The 16,620-nt window shown below is 72.0% G+C and carries 13 protein-coding genes; 3 read left to right on the top strand and 10 right to left on the bottom strand.

The features are described 5' to 3' along the window. Positions 1–78: 78 nt before the first annotated feature. On the bottom strand, positions 79–975 hold the full coding sequence (locus ABZU99_RS12970) for a TIGR01777 family oxidoreductase (protein ID WP_355939058.1): 897 nt from the start codon (positions 973–975) through the stop codon (positions 79–81). A gap of 68 nt (positions 976–1,043) precedes the next feature. On the opposite strand from ABZU99_RS12970, the gene ABZU99_RS12965 reads away from it, so the two are divergent. Then, positions 1,044–1,547, top strand: coding sequence for a GNAT family N-acetyltransferase (locus tag ABZU99_RS12965; protein WP_355939061.1), 504 nt, complete (start codon positions 1,044–1,046; stop codon positions 1,545–1,547). A gap of 6 nt (positions 1,548–1,553) precedes the next feature. Here ABZU99_RS12965 and ABZU99_RS12960 read toward each other — a convergent pair whose 3' ends face one another. Then, positions 1,554–2,072, bottom strand: a complete 519-nt coding sequence (locus ABZU99_RS12960) for a DUF4240 domain-containing protein (protein WP_355939813.1) — start codon at positions 2,070–2,072, stop codon at positions 1,554–1,556. A 166-nt stretch (positions 2,073–2,238) separates the two neighbouring features. Between ABZU99_RS12960 and ABZU99_RS12955 the strand changes: the two genes are divergently transcribed. Next, positions 2,239–3,168 carry an SDR family oxidoreductase gene (locus ABZU99_RS12955; RefSeq protein WP_356046948.1) on the top strand — a complete coding sequence of 310 codons (930 nt, stop codon included), beginning with the start codon at positions 2,239–2,241 and terminating at the stop codon, positions 3,166–3,168. On the opposite strand, the gene ABZU99_RS12950 is transcribed toward ABZU99_RS12955, so the two are convergent. The 7 genes from ABZU99_RS12950 to ABZU99_RS12920 form a co-directional block, all read right to left on the bottom strand. Then, on the bottom strand, positions 3,159–4,124 hold the full coding sequence (locus tag ABZU99_RS12950; RefSeq protein ID WP_355939065.1) for a WYL domain-containing protein: 966 nt from the start codon (positions 4,122–4,124) through the stop codon (positions 3,159–3,161). The two genes, ABZU99_RS12955 and ABZU99_RS12950, sit on opposite strands and share 10 nt — an antisense overlap. A 265-nt stretch (positions 4,125–4,389) precedes the next feature. Continuing rightward, complete coding sequence (gene aceE, locus ABZU99_RS12945; RefSeq protein WP_356046950.1) at positions 4,390–7,065, bottom strand: pyruvate dehydrogenase (acetyl-transferring), homodimeric type; 2,676 nt, start codon at positions 7,063–7,065, stop codon at positions 4,390–4,392. 124 nt (positions 7,066–7,189) lie between these two features. After that, entirely contained in the window at positions 7,190–7,813 is a 624-nt protein-coding gene (locus tag ABZU99_RS12940; RefSeq protein WP_355939071.1) for a GntR family transcriptional regulator, read from the bottom strand. Between the two features lie 108 nt (positions 7,814–7,921). Next, positions 7,922–9,679, bottom strand: coding sequence for a 2-oxoglutarate dehydrogenase, E2 component, dihydrolipoamide succinyltransferase (gene sucB / locus ABZU99_RS12935; RefSeq protein WP_355939074.1), 1,758 nt, complete (start codon positions 9,677–9,679; stop codon positions 7,922–7,924). Positions 9,680–9,730: 51 nt separating this feature from the next. Then, positions 9,731–11,119 (bottom strand): dihydrolipoyl dehydrogenase, encoded by a 1,389-nt coding sequence (gene lpdA / locus ABZU99_RS12930; protein ID WP_355939077.1) that lies wholly within the window; start codon positions 11,117–11,119, stop codon positions 9,731–9,733. A gap of 268 nt (positions 11,120–11,387) precedes the next feature. Further along, positions 11,388–12,911 carry a leucyl aminopeptidase gene (locus tag ABZU99_RS12925; protein ID WP_356046953.1) on the bottom strand — a complete coding sequence of 508 codons (1,524 nt, stop codon included), beginning with the start codon at positions 12,909–12,911 and terminating at the stop codon, positions 11,388–11,390. Positions 12,912–13,092: 181 nt separating this feature from the next. Further along, a complete protein-coding gene (locus ABZU99_RS12920; protein WP_355939083.1) occupies positions 13,093–13,947 on the bottom strand; it encodes an adenosylcobinamide-GDP ribazoletransferase in 855 nt (284 codons plus the stop codon). 33 nt (positions 13,948–13,980) lie between these two features. Here ABZU99_RS12920 and ABZU99_RS12915 point away from each other — a divergent pair, with 33 nt between their 5' ends. Beyond that, positions 13,981–14,718 carry a hypothetical protein gene (locus ABZU99_RS12915; RefSeq protein WP_355939086.1) on the top strand — a complete coding sequence of 246 codons (738 nt, stop codon included), beginning with the start codon at positions 13,981–13,983 and terminating at the stop codon, positions 14,716–14,718. A gap of 71 nt (positions 14,719–14,789) precedes the next feature. On the opposite strand, the gene ABZU99_RS12910 is transcribed toward ABZU99_RS12915, so the two are convergent. Then, positions 14,790–16,595 (bottom strand): phosphatidylglycerol lysyltransferase domain-containing protein, encoded by a 1,806-nt coding sequence (locus tag ABZU99_RS12910; protein ID WP_356046955.1) that lies wholly within the window; start codon positions 16,593–16,595, stop codon positions 14,790–14,792. Between the last annotated feature and the right edge of the window lie 25 nt (positions 16,596–16,620).

Below are 16,620 nucleotides of genomic sequence, written 5' to 3'. Positions count from 1 at the left end.
ATCGACCGGGCACGGGCGCACAACGGTCGCACACCGCCGTTTTGATCACCCGTTGTGGGTGGATGCCGCCCCGCTCCGTCAACGCGACGTCAGCGCGGCCTTCAGGGCCTCGTCCACGTGCGGGTAGGCGAAGGAGAAGCCGGAGTCCAGGAGGCGGCGGGGGAGGGCCCGGACGCTGCCGAGGATGTCGCCGGACATCTCGCCCAGGGCGAGGCGCAGCGCCGGGGCGGGGACCGAGAAGGGGGTGGGACGGCGCAGGACGCGGCCCATGACCCTCGTCATCTCCCGGTTGGTGACCGGCGTGGGCGCCGTGAGGTTGACCGGGCCCGAGAGGTCGGCCGTGTCGAGGATGTGGCGCAGGGCGGCGATGTGGTCCTGCAGAGCGATGAAGCTCCAGTACTGGCGGCCGCTGCCCATCCGCCCGCCGAGCCCGAGCTTGAAGAGCGGGAAGAGCCGGCCCCACGCCCCTCCCTGCAAGGAGATCACCAGGCCGGTGCGGGTGAACACCGTGCGGACGCCCGCCTCCTGTGCCGCGGCCGTCGCCTCCTCCCACTCCTGGCAGAGGTCCGCGAGGAAACCGTGCCCAGGGGGCGCACTCTCGTCAACCGCGCGCTCCCCGGTGTCGCCGTAGTACCCGACCGCGCTGCCGCTCACCAACACCCGAGGCGGGGTGTCCAGCGAGGCCACCGCCTCGGCGATGGTGGCGGTGCCCAGCACCCGGCTGTCGCGGATCTCCTTCTTGTACGCGTCGGTCCAGCGTCGGTCGCCGACGCCCGCGCCCGCGAGATGGACGACGGCCTCACAGCCCGTCAGCCCCGCCGTGTCCACCCACTGCCGCTGCGGATCCCACTCCACCTCACCCTCCCCGCGCGGCGGGCGCCGCACCAGACGCACCACCTGGTGGCCGTCCTCGAGCAGCGAGCGGACGAGAGCCGTGCCGATGAGTCCGGAGGAGCCGGTGACCGCGATTCGCATGGCACCATCCTGCCCCCGATCTTCGGGGGGATGTCGGACGACGGGGCGCGCGTGACAGAGTTGGGCGCATGGCCGAGCCGCCCGAGCTGATCATCCGCCCAGCCGTGATCGACGACGAGGCGGCGCTGGCCGATATGGACCGGCGCACCTGGTCGCCGCTGCATTCCGTACAGCCTCGGCCGGAGCCACCGTTCGACCGTTTCTTCACCCACCGCAACCGCCCCGAGAACATTCTCGTGGCCGAGGCCGGCGGGCCCGCCGTCGGCTATATACGGCTCGTCCCGGCATCCCCGCTGGCCTGCCACGCGCATGTCCGCCAGATCCAGGGGCTCGCGGTGGACGAGGGGGCGCGGGGGAGGGGCGTCGCGCGGGCGCTGCTCGGCGCGGCGTACGCGGAGGCACGGCGGCAGGGCGCGACCCGCATCACGCTGCGGGTGCTGGGGCACAACGCCCCGGCGCGGCGGCTGTACGAGTCCGAGGGGTTCGCGGTGGAGGGCGTGCTGCCGGGGGAGTTCCTGCTGGAGGGGGAGTATGCGGACGATGTGCTGATGGGGCGCCGGCTCGACCCCTGAGGAACGTCAGGCCCGGAAGCGCTCCCACAGCCGCGGAAACCGCTCCCCCAGCACCGCCTCGTTCTCGAAGTCGATGGCCGTCCCGATCGGTTCGTCCGGCGGCGGCCCGAGCCCCAGCGCCGGCAGGGGCGCGCCGGTCAGCCGCTCGTACGCCTCGTCCGCCGCGTACCCCAGGTCCTCGCAGTCCCCGTCCACCTGCTCGTCGAAGTCCTCGAGCAGTTCGGCCAGCGCGTCCGGATCGTGCAGCGCGCCCTCGAAGACCTCCCGGCCCTGGCCGATCAGCCAGTAGCGGAACGCCGCGAAGGCGTCATCGCCGACGCCGCCCAGCAGCACCCGGGCCGCGCCCCACAGATCCCAGCGGTACGCCCGGTTGGCGCGGGCCTCGAAGTGCCGGGCGAAGTCCAGGACGGCGTCGGGGTCGAGCTGTGACAGCTGCTCGACGAGCAGGTCGGACTGGTCCTCGGGATCGCCCTCGGCGGCCTCCCGAGCGCTGTCGACCAGCCCCCAGAACTCCGTCTCGTCCATCATCACGGGACCAGGATCGGCCCTCCCCGGCGCCCCCGCACTCGGAGCGACCCAGATGCGGCCCTCTCGTTATATCCGACAGCACGTGTCGGGTTTCCTTGCGAGGGTCGAACGCGCAGCCACACGGCATCCACACCGAGGGACGGCATCCACACCGAGAGGACGTATGGACGTGAGCACACAGGGCGGCGCACTGGCGGGCAAGATCGCGCTCGTGGCGGGGGCGACCCGCGGCGCGGGCCGGGCGATGGCCGTCGAGCTGGGGGCGGCCGGGGCCACCGTCTACGCGACGGGGCGCACCACCCGGGAGCGGGTCAGCGAGGTCGGACGGGCGACCGAGACCATCGAGGAGACGGCGGAGCTGATCACGGCGGCGGGCGGGGCCGGCATCGCCGTCCCGACCGACCATCTGGTGCCCGAGCAGGTGGCGGCGCTCGTGGAGCGGATCGAGCGCGAGCAGGGGCGGCTGGACATCCTGGTCAACGACGTCTGGGGCGGCGAGGCCCTGATCGAGTTCAACATCAAGTCCTGGGAGACCAACCTGAGGAACGGGCTGCGGATGCTCCGGCTCGGCGTCGAGACCCACCTCATCACCAGCTACTACGCACTGCCGCTGCTGATCCGCCGGCCCGGCGGCCTGGTGGTGGAGGTGACGGACGGCACCGCCGAGTTCAACAAGACCTACCGCGAGAACCTCTTCTACGATCTCACCAAGAACGCCCCGATCCGCACGGCCTTCGGCCTCGCCGAGGAACTGAAGGAATTCGACGGCACGGCGGTGGCCGTCACCCCCGGCTTTCTCCGCTCCGAGCAGATGCTCGACCACTTCGGGGTCACCGAGGAGAACTGGCGGGACGCGACGGAGAAAGAGCCGCACTTCGCCGTCGCCGAGTCGCCGTACTTCGTCGGCCGGGCCGTCGCGGCGCTCGCCGCCGACCCGGACCGGGCGCGGTGGAGCGGCACGTCCGTCTCCAGCGGAGAGCTGGCCAAGGTCTACGGGTTCACCGACCTCGACGGCTCCCGGCCGGACGCCTTCGGCTACTTCCGGGACGTGGTCTTCGGCGGCAAGCGGGGCACGGCCGACGACTACCGGTAGAGCTCCGCGGCCCGGCGCGCCGCCGCGGCGAACCGGGCCCGCAGCTCCGGCGGCCCCAGCACCTCCGCCTCCGGGCCGAGCGACAGCAGTTGCCCGTAGGCGACCTCGTACGACTCGACGGGCAGGGTGGCCGTGATCCGCCCCTGCCCGTCCGGCTCGCCGGCGTCGCGGACGGCCTCCTCGGCCGCCGTGCGGTCCGTCACGTACGGCAGCCGCCGGGCGCCGTTCGGGGTCAGCCGTACGACGGCCTTCTCGCGCAGGATCGAGCGGGCGAACTGGGCCGCGCGCTCCTCCCAGAAGGCGGGCAGATCGAAGCCCCCGGCGCGGGCGAAGCGGGCGCCGGACGGGTCGACGGCGGCGAACCGTTCCACCCGGTACACCCGGAAGTCGCCCTCCACACGCGCCGCCAGATACCAGACCCCCGCCTTGAGCACGAGCCCGTACGGCTCCAGCTCCCGCTCCACCTCCCCGTCCCGGCGGCGGTAGCGGACCGTGATCCGCAGATCGTCCCAGACGGCGTCCGCGATGAGCGGCAGCAGCTCGGTCGTCTGCGGCTCCTGCCACCAGCCGGGCGCGTCGAGATGGAAACGCTGGGCCACGCTGTGCGAAGCGTCGCGCAGCTCCGGGAGGAGCGCGGCGGACACCTTCAGCCGGGCGGCGGACGCGGCGTCCGCGAGCCCCATCTCCCGCAGCGCTGACGGCACACCCGACAAGAACAGCGCTTCGGCCTCCGCCCGCCCTAGACCGGTCAGCCGGGTCCGATAGCCGCCGATGAGCCGATATCCCCCGGCCCGGCCCCGGTCCGCGTACACCGGCACCCCCGCCTCCGAGAGCGCGGCGGCGTCCCGGGTGACGGTGCGCTCCGACACCTCCAGCTCCCGCGCGAGCTCGGCCCCCGTCATCGAGGGCCGACCCTGGAGGAGCAGCACCATCTTGATAAGCCGAGCAGCACGCACTCGCCCCATGATGCCGTGCCCGTCCCGGGGGCGCGGCCGGCTGCGGCTGCCCGGGGTCGGAGCCCCGGCCCCCGCCGGGGCCTGGTTGGGGGCCGCCGGGGCTGCGTCCCGGGTCCTGCGAGCGCCGGGACGGGCCGGAAATCTCGCGGGTCCAGGGCCTGGGGTTCGCCCCGGCGCGGGTGCGCACGGCTGCCCGGGCGGTGTCACAGAACTCGGCGGAGGGGCTGGACCGGCCAGCCCCTCCGCCGAGGGAGAACGCGGCCTCTCAGATTCCGTACCGCTTCGCGGCTTCCCGCGGAGCCGTCCGCTTGATCTCGCCGCGCTGGGCGAGGCGGGACAGCGCGGCCACCACGATGGCCGGGGCGTCCACGCCGAAGTGGCGGCGTGCCGCCTCCCGCGTGTCGGAGAGGCCGAAGCCGTCCGTACCCAGCGAGGACCAGTCCTGCTCGACCCACTGGCCGATCTGGTCGGGGACGGCCCGCATCCAGTCGCTGACCGCGAGGACCGGGCCCGGTGCGCCGGCCAGGGCACGGGTGACGTAGGGGACCCGGTCTTCGCCGTTGAGCTGCGCCGCGTCACAGGACAGGGCGTCGCGGCGCAGCTCGCTCCAGGAGGTGGCGGACCACACGTCGGCGGCCACGCCCCAGTCGTCGGCGAGGAGTTTCTGGGCCTCCAGCGCCCAGTGGATGGCGGTGCCGGAGGCGAGCAGCTGGATGCGGGGGGAGTCCTCGGCCGGGGCCTCGGCCTCCTGGTAGCGGTAGAGGCCCTTGAGGATGCCTTCCTCGACCCCGTCCCGCTCGGGCATCGGCGGCTGCACCTTGGTCTCGTTGTAGACCGTCAGGTAGTAGAAGACGTCCTCGGCCTGCGGGCCGTACATACGCCGCAGCCCGTCCCGCACGATCACACCGACCTCGTACGCGAACGCCGGGTCGTAGGCGAGCGCCGCCGGGTTGGTGGAGGCGATCAGATGGGAGTGGCCGTCGGCGTGCTGCAGGCCCTCGCCGGTCATCGTGGTACGGCCCGCCGTGGCGCCGATCAGGAAGCCGCGGCCGAGCTGGTCGGCGAGCGCCCACATCTGGTCGGCGGTGCGCTGCCAGCCGAACATCGAGTAGAAGATGTAGAAGGGGATCATCGGCTCGCCGTGCGTCGCGTAGGACGTCGCGGCGGCGGTGAAGTCGGCCATCGAACCGGCCTCGGTGATCCCCTCGTTGAGGATCTGACCGTTCGCCGCCTCCTTGTAGTACAGGAGCTGATCGCGGTCGACCGGGTCGTAGGTCTGGCCGAGCGGGGAGTAGATCCCGGCAGTGGGGAACAGCGACTCCATGCCGAAGGTCCGCGCCTCGTCGGGCACGATCGGCACCCAGCGCTTCCCGGTCTCCTTGTCCCGCATCAGGTCCTTGACCAGCCGGACGAAAGCCATGGTGGTGGCGATCTCCTGGCTGCCGGAGCCCTTGGCGAGCGTCTCGAAGGGCTTCGCGGACGGCTCCGGGAGGGCCACCGGGTGCACCTTGCGGGCCGGGGCGGGGCCGCCGAGGGCCGCGCGGCGCTCCTGGAGGTAGCGGACTTCGGGCGAGTCGGGGCCGGGGTGGGCGTAGGGGACGAGGGCGTCGTCCAGCTTGCTGTCGGGGATGGGGAGCTCCAGGAGGTCACGCATGGCGCGGAACTCCTTGCCCGTCAGCTTCTTCATCTGGTGGTTGGCGTTGCGCGACTCGAAGCCGGGGCCGAGCGTCCAGCCCTTGACGGTCTGGGCGAGGACGACCGTGGGGGCGCCCTTGTGCTCGACGGCCGCGCGGTAGGCCGCGTGGACCTTGCGCGGCTCGTGGCCGGCCCGGGAGGTGCGGAAACACTCGGTGAGCTTGGCGTCCGGCAGCGACTGGGCCAGCCGGGCGAGCTCCGGGTCGGTGCCGAAGAAGTGCTCGCGGATGTAGGCGGCGTCGCGGGTCGCGTACGTCTGGAACTGGCCGTCGGGTACCTCGCGCAGCCGGCGCACCAGCGCGCCCGAGGTGTCCAGCGCGAACAGCTCGTCCCAGGCGGAGCCCCACAGCGACTTGACGACATTCCAGCCCGCGGCGCGGAACTGTGCCTCCAGCTCCTGCACGATCTTGAAGTTGGCGCGCACCGGGCCGTCGAGGCGCTGCAGATTGCAGTTGATGACGAAGGTCAGATTGTCCAGGCCCTCGCGCCCGGCCAGGGCGAGGGCGGCGGTCGACTCGGGCTCGTCCATCTCGCCGTCGCCGAGGAAGGCCCAGACATGGGACCGGGAGGTGTCCTTGATGCCGCGCGCGGCCAGATAGCGGTTGAACCGGGCCTGGTAGATCGCGGAGATCGGGCCGAGGCCCATCGAGACGGTGGGGAACTCCCACAGCCACGGCAGCCGGCGCGGATGCGGGTAGGAGGGCAGACCGTTCCCGCCCGCCTCGCGGCGGAAGTGGTCCAGGTGGTGCTCGGTCAGCCGCCCGTCGAGGAAGGCGCGGGCGTAGATGCCGGGGGAGGCGTGGCCCTGGATGTAGAGCTGGTCGCCGCTGCCGTCGGTCTCCTTGCCGCGGAAGAAGTGCTGGAAGCCCGTCTCGTACAGCCAGGCGGCGGAGGCGAAGGTGGCGATGTGGCCGCCGAGGCCGTCCCGGCTGCCGCGGGTGACCATCGCCGCCGCGTTCCACCGGTTCCAGGCGGTGATGCGGCGCTCCATCTCCTCGTCACCGGGGAACGCCGGCTCCGCGGCGGTCGGGATGGTGTTGACGTAGTCCGTCTCCAGCAGGGGCGGCAGGGCGAGCCCGGCGGTCTCGGCGCGCTCCAGGGTGCGGCGCATGAGATACGAGGCGCGGTGGGGTCCGGCCGCCTGGTTGACGGCGTCCAGGGAGGCGCCCCACTCGGCGGTCTCCTCGGGGTCCCGGTCGGGGAGCTGGTCGAGCGCGCTCGGCCGCGGGCGTGCGAGATCGGTCATGGAGGGACTGTAATTCTGATCGATGATCGATCAAAGCCTGGAAGCCAAAAAAATGCTCCATCAGCCGAAATTGGCATTCCGTGCCGCGAAACTAGGCACGCGGTGCACACCTTGGGCGCGCGATTCAGGCACGCGGCGCACAGCCGAGCACATGCTCCTTGACCAGTTCGCCCACCCGCGGATCCCGCCGCCGGAACGCGTTCACGACCGCCTGGTGCTCCTCGGCGTACGACTGCTGCACGGTGCCCAGCCAGCGGATGGACAGCGTGGTCCAGATCTCGATGCCCAGCGACTCCCAGGTGTGCAGCAGCACGCTGTTGCCCGACGCGCGCACCAGCTCCCGGTGGAAGGCCACCGTGTGCCGGACCTGGGCCTCCCCGTCCGCCGCGCGGTCCGCCGCGTACAGCGCCCGCACCTCCGGCTCCAGGGCGGAGGTGTCCTCGGCCAGCCGGCCCGCCGCCAGCTCGGCGGCCATCTGCTCAAGCCCGGCCCGTACCGGATAGATCTCCTCAAGGTCGGAGGCGGTCAGATTACGCACCCGCACGCCCTTGTTGGGGGCCGACTCGATCAGCCGCAGCGACTCCAGCTCGCGCAGCGCCTCCCGGACGGGCGTCTGGCTGACCTCCAGCTCCGTCGCGATCCGCCGCTCCACGATCCGCTCGCCCGGCTTCCACCGCCCGCTGACGATCCCCTCCACGATGTGCTCGCGGATCTGCTCGCGCAGCGAGTGGACGACGGGCGGGGCCATGGGGCGCTCCTTCGGGACCAGCGGTGAACTGCGGCCATTATCGCGGCAGCGAAAACCGCGCCCCGCACGGCCAACCGTGCGGGGCGCGGCAGTGGTGCCTCACAGGTCTCAGAGACCCAGCTCGACCTCGAACTCGCCGGCCTCGAGGATCTCCTTGACGGCCGTCAGGTAGCGGGCCGCGTCGGCGCCGTCCACCAGGCGGTGGTCGTAGGAGAGCGCGACGTACGTCATGTCGCGCACCGCGATGGTCTCGCCGAGCTCCGGGTGGTCGATGACCACGGGGCGCTTGACGGTCGCGCCGATGCCCAGGATGGCGACCTGGTTCGGCGGCACGATGATCGTGTCGAACAGCGCACCGCGCGAGCCGGTGTTGCTGACCGTGAAGGTGGCGCCGGACACCTCGTCCGGGGTGATCTTGCTGGAGCGGACCTTGCCCGCCAGCTCCGCCGTCTTCCGGGCGATACCGGCGATGTTGAGGTCGCCCGCGTTCTTGATGACCGGGGTCATCAGGCCCTTCTCGGTGTCCACCGCGATGCCGACGTTCTCCACGTCGAAGTACGTGATGGTGTCGTCGTCGTTGATCCGGGCGTTGATGGCCGGGTGGGCCTTCAGCGCCTGGACGGCGGCCTTCACGAAGAACGGCATCGGCGAGAGCTTGACGCCCTCGCGCTGCGCGAACGCCTCCTTGGCCTGGGCGCGCAGCCGCATGACCTTGGTGACGTCCACCTCGACCACGCTGGTCAGCTGCGCCTGGCTGTGCAGCGCCTTCATCATGTTGTCGCCGATGACCTTGCGCATCCGCGGCATCTTGACCGTCTGGCCGCGCAGCGGGGACACCGCCTGCGGGGCGGCCTTCGGCGCGGCGGCGGCCGGGGCCTGGGCCTGGGCCGCGGCCTTGGCGGCCTCGGCGGCGGCGATGACGTCCTGCTTGCGGATGCGGCCGCCCACGCCGGTGCCCTTGACCGTGGAGAGGTCCACGTTGTTCTCGGCGGCGAGCTTGCGCACCAGCGGGGTGACGTACGCGCCCTCGGCCTCGGGGGCCGTCGGAGCGGGGATCGACGGGGCCGCCGCGGACGGGGCCGGGGCCGCCGGGGCCGGGGCGGGCGCCGGAGCGGCCGGGGCCGGTTCGGGGGCGACCGGCTCCGGGGTGACGGCCTGCGGCGCCGGGGCGCTCGGGGCCTGCGGGGCCGGGGCCTCCTTGGCCGGCTCGGGGGCCGGGGCCTCCGCCGGAGCCGGGGCGGGCGCGGCGGCCGGAGCGGCAGCCCCCTGAGTGGCCGTACCGATCACGGCGAGCTTGGCGCCGACCTCGGCGGTCTCGTCCTCGGCGACCAGGATCTCGAGCAGGGTGCCCGCGGCCGGGGCGGGGATCTCGGTGTCGACCTTGTCGGTGGAGACCTCGAGCAGCGGCTCGTCGGCCTCGACCGACTCGCCGACCTCCTTGAGCCAGCGGGTGACGGTGCCCTCGGTCACCGACTCGCCCAGCGCGGGCAGGACGACATCGGTGCCCTCGGCGCCACCGGCCGGAGCGGCCGCGGCCGGCTCGGGGGCCGGGGCCGGGGCCTCGGCGGCGGGGGCCGCGGCGGGCTCGGGCTGGGCCGCCGGTGCGGGCTCGGCCGCGGGGGCGCCCTCGCCGTCGTCGATGACGGCCAGCTCGGCGCCGACCTCCACCGTCTCGTCCTCGGCCACCTTGATGGACGTCAGCACACCCGCGGATGGGGCCGGGATCTCGGTGTCGACCTTGTCGGTCGAGACCTCGAGCAGCGGCTCATCGGCCTCGACGCGCTCACCTTCGGCCTTGAGCCAGCGGGTGACGGTGCCCTCGGTCACGCTCTCGCCGAGCGCCGGCAGGGTTACGGAAACCGCCATGGTTTTCGGTTGCTCCTTAACGATCTGTGCGGATGTTCGCGCTCGGGGTGATTAGTCGTGGGAGTGCAGCGGCTTGCCGGCCAGCGCGAGGTGGGCCTCGCCGAGCGCCTCGTTCTGCGTGGGGTGGGCGTGGACGAGCTGCGCGACCTCGGCCGGCAGCGCCTCCCAGTTGTAGATCAGCTGGGCCTCGCCGACCTGCTCGCCCATGCGGTCACCGACCATGTGGACGCCGACGACGGCACCGTCGCGGACCTGGACGAGCTTGATCTCGCCCGCGGTCTTCAGGATCTTGCTCTTGCCGTTGCCCGCGAGGTTGTACTTCAGGGCGACGACCTTGTCCGCGCCGTACAGCTCCTTGGCCTTGGCCTCGGTGATGCCGACGGAGGCGACCTCGGGGTGGCAGTACGTCACCCGCGGCACGCCGTCGTAGTCGATCGGAACCGGGTTCTGGCCCGCCAGCCGCTCGGCCACCAGCATGCCCTCGGCGAAGCCGACGTGGGCCAGCTGGAGGGTGGGGACCAGGTCACCGACGGCGGAGACGGTCGGGACATTGGTCTGCATGTACTCGTCGACGAGGACATAGCCGCGGTCCATGGCGACCCCGGCCTCCTCGTAGCCCAGGCCCTGCGAGACGGGGCCGCGGCCGACGGCCACGAGCAGCAGCTCGGCCTCGAAGGTCTTGCCGTTCTCCAGCGAGACCTTGACGCCGTCGGCGGTGTACTCGACGCCCGAGAAGCGGGAGCCGAGGGAGAAGTTGATGCCGCGCTTGCGGAAGGCGCGCTCCAGCAGCTTGGAGCTGTTCTCGTCCTCGACCGGGACGAGGTGGGGAAGCGCCTCGACGATGGTGATGTCGGCCCCGAAGGACTTCCACGCGGAGGCGAACTCGACGCCGATGACGCCGCCGCCCAGCACGATCGCGGACTTCGGCACGCGGTCGAGCACCAGCGCGTGGTCGGAGGAGATGACCCGGTTGCCGTCGATCTCCAGGCCCGGCAGGGACTTCGGCACCGAGCCGGTCGCGAGCAGGATGTGGCGGCCGGTGTAACGCTCACCGTTCACATCGACGGAGGTCGGGGAGGACAGCCGGCCCTCACCCGTCACATAGGTGACCTTGCGGGAGGCGATCAGACCCTGCAGACCCTTGTAGAGTCCCGAGATCACGCCGTCCTTGTACTTGTGCACACCCTCGATGTCGATGCCTTCGAAGGTGGTCTTCACACCGAATTCCGAGCCCTCGCGGGCCTGGTCGGCGAGCTCACCGGCGTGCAGCAAAGCCTTCGTGGGGATGCAGCCGCGGTGCAGGCAGGTGCCGCCCAGCTTGTCCTTCTCGATCAGGGCGACGTCCAGACCCAGCTGCGCCGCGCGCAGGGCAGCGGCGTAACCGCCGCTACCGCCTCCGAGGATCACTAGGTCGAAAACGGTGCTGGCGTCGTTCGCCACGTCACGTCCTCCATGCATGGTGCGCCGGGGCCGGCCGTCGGTCGGCCGGGCGCGGCTGGTGTTCGGCCGCTATCTGCTTCGGCCCTGGTGTCGGGGGCCCTGTCCTGCCGGGACAACATCTTCGCACTTGTTGACAGTGGACGGGACGCGGGGCCGATGTGTGAGATATCTCCAGATCCCAGTTCAGGGGTTACTCCTGCGTAGCCGGTACGGGGGACCCCGCCGATTTCGTTGACGGCGAAATCGGCGGTTCGTCCTCGGCCCGGCCTCAGCCCAGATCGCCCGCCGCGGTGCGCTCGGCGAGCCGTACCAGCGTGCGGACCGCGCTGCCCGTGCCGCCCTTCGGGGTGTAGCCGAACGGACCCGACTCATTGAACGCCGGACCCGCGATGTCCAGGTGACCCCAGGTGATGCCGTCCTTCACGAATTCCTTCAGGAAGAGACCGGCCACCAGACCACCGCCCATCCGCTCACCCATGTTCGCCAGATCCGCGACCGGCGAGTCCATGCTCTTGCGCAGATGCGACGGCAGCGGCATCGGCCAGGACTGCTCCCCGGCCTCCTCCGCGGTCTCGTGCAGCGCCGTACGGAACGCCTCGTCGTTCGCCATGACCCCGAACGTGCGGTGGCCCAGCGCGAGGACCATCGCACCGGTCAGCGTCGCCACGTCCACGATCGCGTCCGGCTTCTCCTCCCCGGCGCGAGTGATCGCGTCGGCCAGTACCAGCCGGCCCTCGGCGTCGGTGTTCAGCACCTCGACGGTCTTGCCGCCGTACATCGACAGCACATCGCCCGGCCGGATGGCCGAACCCGACGGCATGTTCTCCGCCAGCGCCAGCCAACCGGTCAGATTCACCCGCAGCCCCAGCTTGGCCGCCGCCACGACCGCCGCGAACACGGCGGCGGCGCCGCTCATGTCGCACTTCATCGTCTCGTTGTGACCGGCCGGCTTGAGCGAGATACCACCCGAGTCATAGGTGATGCCCTTGCCGATCAGCGCGATCGTCTTCTCGGCCTTCGGGTGGGTGTAGCCGATCCGCACCAGCCGCGGCGGGTTCTCCGAACCCTGGCCCACGCCGAGGATGCCGCCGTAGCCGCCCTTCTTCAGCGCCTTCTCGTCCAGCACCTCGGACTTCAGTCCGTGCTCCTTCGCAGCCGCGACCGCGGTAACCGCGAAGGAGGCCGGGGTGAGGACATTGGCCGGGGCGTTGATCAGGTCCCGGGCCCGGTTCACCTCGGCGGCCACGGCCGTGGCGCGCTCGGCCGCCGCCTTGTACGCCTTGTCGCGCGGCTTGCCGCCGAGCACCGTGACCTCGGCGAGGGGGCCGTTGTTCTTCTTCTTGTCGTCCCTGGCGTCCCCGTTGCCCTTGTCGTACGTGTACGCGCCCAGCAGCGCGCCCTCGGCGACAGCGGCGGCCGCCGCCGCGTCCTCGACCGGCAGCGCGAACGCGCCCTTCTTCGAACCGGCCAGCGCGCGGGCCGCCGCGCCCGCCGCCCGGCGCAGCGTCTCCGCTTCGTAGCCGTCGCCCTTGGCCGGAACCTCGCCCAGCCCGACCGCCAGCACGACCGGGGCCTTGAGACCGGAGGCGGCGGGCAGCTTCGTCACCTCGCCCTCGGCGCCCGTCGCGCCGAGCGTCTCCAACGTGGCGGCCAGCTTCCCGCCGAACGCCTTGTCCACGGCCTCGGCGCCGACGGCGACGACGGGGCCCTTGGCCCCCTTCGCCACGCCGACGACGACGGCGTCCGCGCGCAGTGTCGCGGCGGACGAGGTGCTGAGAGTCAGTGCAGTCACAGTGGTCGGGTCCCTCTTCCGGTAGTTCGTCGGCCGACGTTGGCCGCGCCCGTCCGCATCGTATGCCCACCCTCTCAGGCTCGGTTCGCCCACGGGGCGCGACCGGGCACCTGCGGTGGGTGCACCGCCCCGAGGCCCAGCCCCCGGCTCCCCACCGCTGACCGACCGCGCCCCCGGGCGGTCAGCCGAAGGTGAGAACGGTCAAGGCCACCGTGGCGGCCGTTTCCGCCAGGGCGCCGAAGACATCGCCCGTCACCCCGGCCAGACGGCGGCGGCAGTGGTGAAGGAGCAGCTCGGCGGCGGTCAGGGCGGCGACACAGGCCAGGGCGGGGCGCAGGACGGCGTACGGGCCCAGCGGCAGGGCCATCGCCGCGCACACCGCCACGGCCCCCGCCACCACGACAGCCGCGGACCGCACCGGCACGGCCCCCGCCACCGCCGCACCGAGCCCCTCCGGACGCGCCGCCGGGACGCCGTCCCGGGCCGCGAGGGTCAGGACGCAGCGGGCGGCGACGCCGGAGACGGCCGCCGCGACCACGCCGTGCGCCCAGCCCGCCCCGTACAGCCGGTCCAGTGCCGCGACCTGGCCGAGCAGGACGAGCAGCAGGGTGATGACACCGAACGGTCCGATGTCCGACCGCTTCATGATGCGCAGCGCGTCCTCGGCCGGCTTGCCGCTGCCGAGGCCGTCGGCGGTGTCGGCGAGTCCGTCGAGGTGGAGACCGCGGGTCAGTACCGCGGGTACGGCGACGGTGGCGACCGCCGCCAGCGGCGCGCCCGTGCCGAGGAACAGCAGCGCCCCGCCCACCGCGCCCGCGCACAGCCCGACGATGAGCCCGGCCAGCGGGGCGCACAGCATTCCGGCGCGCGCCGCCTCCCGGTCCCAGCGCGCCACCCGTACGGGCAGCACAGTCAGCGTGCCGAAGGCGAAGCGGACTCCGTCGCTCCATGACGCCCGCGGGCCATGGCCGGGGGGCGGCGGATGGCCGGGGGGCGGCGGCTGGTGTTCGGGGGACTGCTCCGGCGTGGTGTCCATCGCGCCGCAGGGTATCGCGCACCCTGAAAGGCCATGGGCCACTGGTTGGAGCGGAACATCATCGAGCCCGGCAAGCTGCCGCTGCTCCTGGCTCTGGCCTCGTTCATCCTCTCGTTCGCGGCCACGCGGACCATCACCCGGATGATCAAGGCGGGCAAGGGCCCGTTCCGCGACATCACCCCGGGTGGCCTGCACATCCACCATGTCGTCCCCGGTGTCGTGCTCACCGTCATCGGCGGGTTCGGCGCCATCGCGAGCGGGCGGCAGGGGATCGGGGCGGTGATCTCGGCGGTGCTCTTCGGGGTGGGCGCGGGGCTCGTGCTCGATGAGTTCGCGCTGATTCTCCATCTGCACGACGTGTACTGGTCCGAGCAGGGGCGCCAGAGCGTCGAGGTCGTGGTCATCACCGCGTCGCTGGTGGCCCTGCTGCTCAGCGGCTTTCTGCCGTTCGGGGTGAACGAGGTGTCCGCCGCTGAGCGCGGCAACCGCGCGGTCGTGGTCGCGGAGATCGTCGTCAATTTCGCGTTCGCCCTGTTCGCGCTGGTCAAGGGGAAGCTGCGGATCGCGGTGGTCGGGGTGCTGGTGCCCGTCGTGGCGATTGTCGGCGCCGTACGGCTGGCGCGCCCCGGATCGCCGTGGGCCCGGCGCTTCTACCGCCGCCGGCCCCGGGCCGCCGCGGAGGCCCGGACCCGCGCCGAGCGCCATGACGCGCGCTGGAACCAGGTGCGACGGCGGCTTCAGGACTGGATCGGCGGGTTCACCGAGTCCTGACGCGGCGTCAGCACACGGCGTCAGCGCACGGCGTCAGCACACGGCGTCAGCACACGGCGGTAGCACAGGGCTCAGCCGGTGACGCGTGCGCGGTCGGTGTGGCGGCTCGCGGCGGTCTCCAGATGTTTCCGGTTCAGCCACTTCGGCAGCCCGGGCGCCTCCAGGAACCCCTCCGCGCGGGCGCTGGCGATGGCGATCCGCGGCAGATCGGTGCTCTTCTCGAAGAGCAGATAGCGGGGCTCCCAGATCGGCCGGTACTTGGCGTTGGCGCGGTAGAGCGACTCGATCTGCCACCAGCGGGAGAAGAAACTGAGCAGTGAGCGCCACAACCGCAGGACGGGGCCCGCGCCGAGCCGCGACCCGCGCTCGAAGACGGACCGGAACATGGCGAAATTCAGCGAGATCTGGTGGACGCCGACCTCCTTCGCGCGCTGGATCAGCTCCAGCACCATGAACTCCACCAACCCGTTCTCGGAGTCCCGGTCCCGCCGCATCAGATCGAGCGACAGCCCGTGCGGGCCCCAGGGGACGAAGCTGAGCAGCGCCCGTGGCCTGCCTTCCCCGTCGGTGGACACGAGCATGACGCAGCGGCCGTCGCGGGGATCGCCGAGCCGGCCGAGCGCCATCGAGAAGCCGCGCTCGGTCTCGCCGTCGCGCCAGTGGTCGGCGAGCCGCAGCAACTCGGCCATCTCCGCCTCGGGGATGTCCTCGTGGCGGCGGATGGAGACCGTATAGCCCGCCCGCTTGATCCGGTTGTACGCCTGGCGGACGGTGCGCATCGCCCGCCCCTCCAGGGTGAATTCCTCGGTGTCCACGAGCGCCTCGTCGCCGAGTTCCAGCGCGTCCAGGCCATGCCGGGCGTAGACGGTGCCGCCCTCCTCGCCGGCGCCCATGACCGCCGGGATCCAGCCGTGTTCGCGCGCCTCGGTCAGCCATCGGTCGATCGCGCCCGGCCATGCCTCGGGGTCGCCGAGCGGGTCCCCGGAGGCCAGTGACACCCCGCCCACCACCCGGTACGTCACGGCCGACTTGCCGGACGGCGACCATACGGCGCTCTTGTCGTGGCGCAGCGCGAAGTAGCCGAGCGAGTCGCGTTCGCCGTGCCGGTCCAGCAGCGCGCGCAGCCGGCTCTCGTCGTCCGGGGAGATCGGGTCGACGGCGCGGCGGGAGCGGAAGGCCGCGTACAGGACGAGCAGCAGCAGCGCCGTGCTCATGATGTTGATGATCACGTTGGCCCAGCCGGGCGTGGAGATCCCCTGGAAGTGGCCCTCCACGGTCGCCAGTGAGATCAGCCGCAACACCCCGTAGTGCCAGCGCTCCAGGAAGCCGGCACGGTAGTCGTCGGGCGCGGTGTTGGTGATCGTGACCAGCCCGGCGGCGAGCAGCGAGCCGATCAGCAGCCCGCCGACGGCCACGGCCGCCGCCAGCCGGGGGTTCGAACGGTCCCCCTTGGCGTAGAACTCCCGGCGCCCGATGAGCAGCGCGCCGACGAACGCCGCGGTGAACGCCAGCGAGATCCAGTTCTGTGGATGGCGCCGGGCCGGGGCCCAGGTCATCGCGAGGGCGAGCAGGGCCAGGGTCAGCGCGCCCAGGACGAGGTTGAGGATCCAGGCCGCGCGCTTGTGCCGGCGCATGGTGATCGCCAGGAACATCGAGAAGGCGCCGGAGAAGAAGCCCGCGGTGAGGAGGTACGGGGTGAAGTACTCATCGATGTTGTGCCGTTTGATGTCATTGCCGAACGACACCCACACCGCGCCGAGCAGATTGATGAAGGCGACGATGCGGAGATACCAGACGGCGAACACGGCGGCGCGCGGTGACCAGGTGTCCTTGAGCGGTGTGGGTTGCCGGAGCACGTGGACCTCTTCCTCTCCCATCAAAGTCGAGCATATGAGGGGTGAG

This window comes from Streptomyces sp. NPDC005266 (assembly GCF_040607655.1).
Classification (GTDB): domain Bacteria; phylum Actinomycetota; class Actinomycetes; order Streptomycetales; family Streptomycetaceae; genus Streptomyces.
The sequence above is the reverse complement of the archived record's forward strand: the minus strand, read 5'-3'. Positions and strand labels throughout refer to the sequence as shown.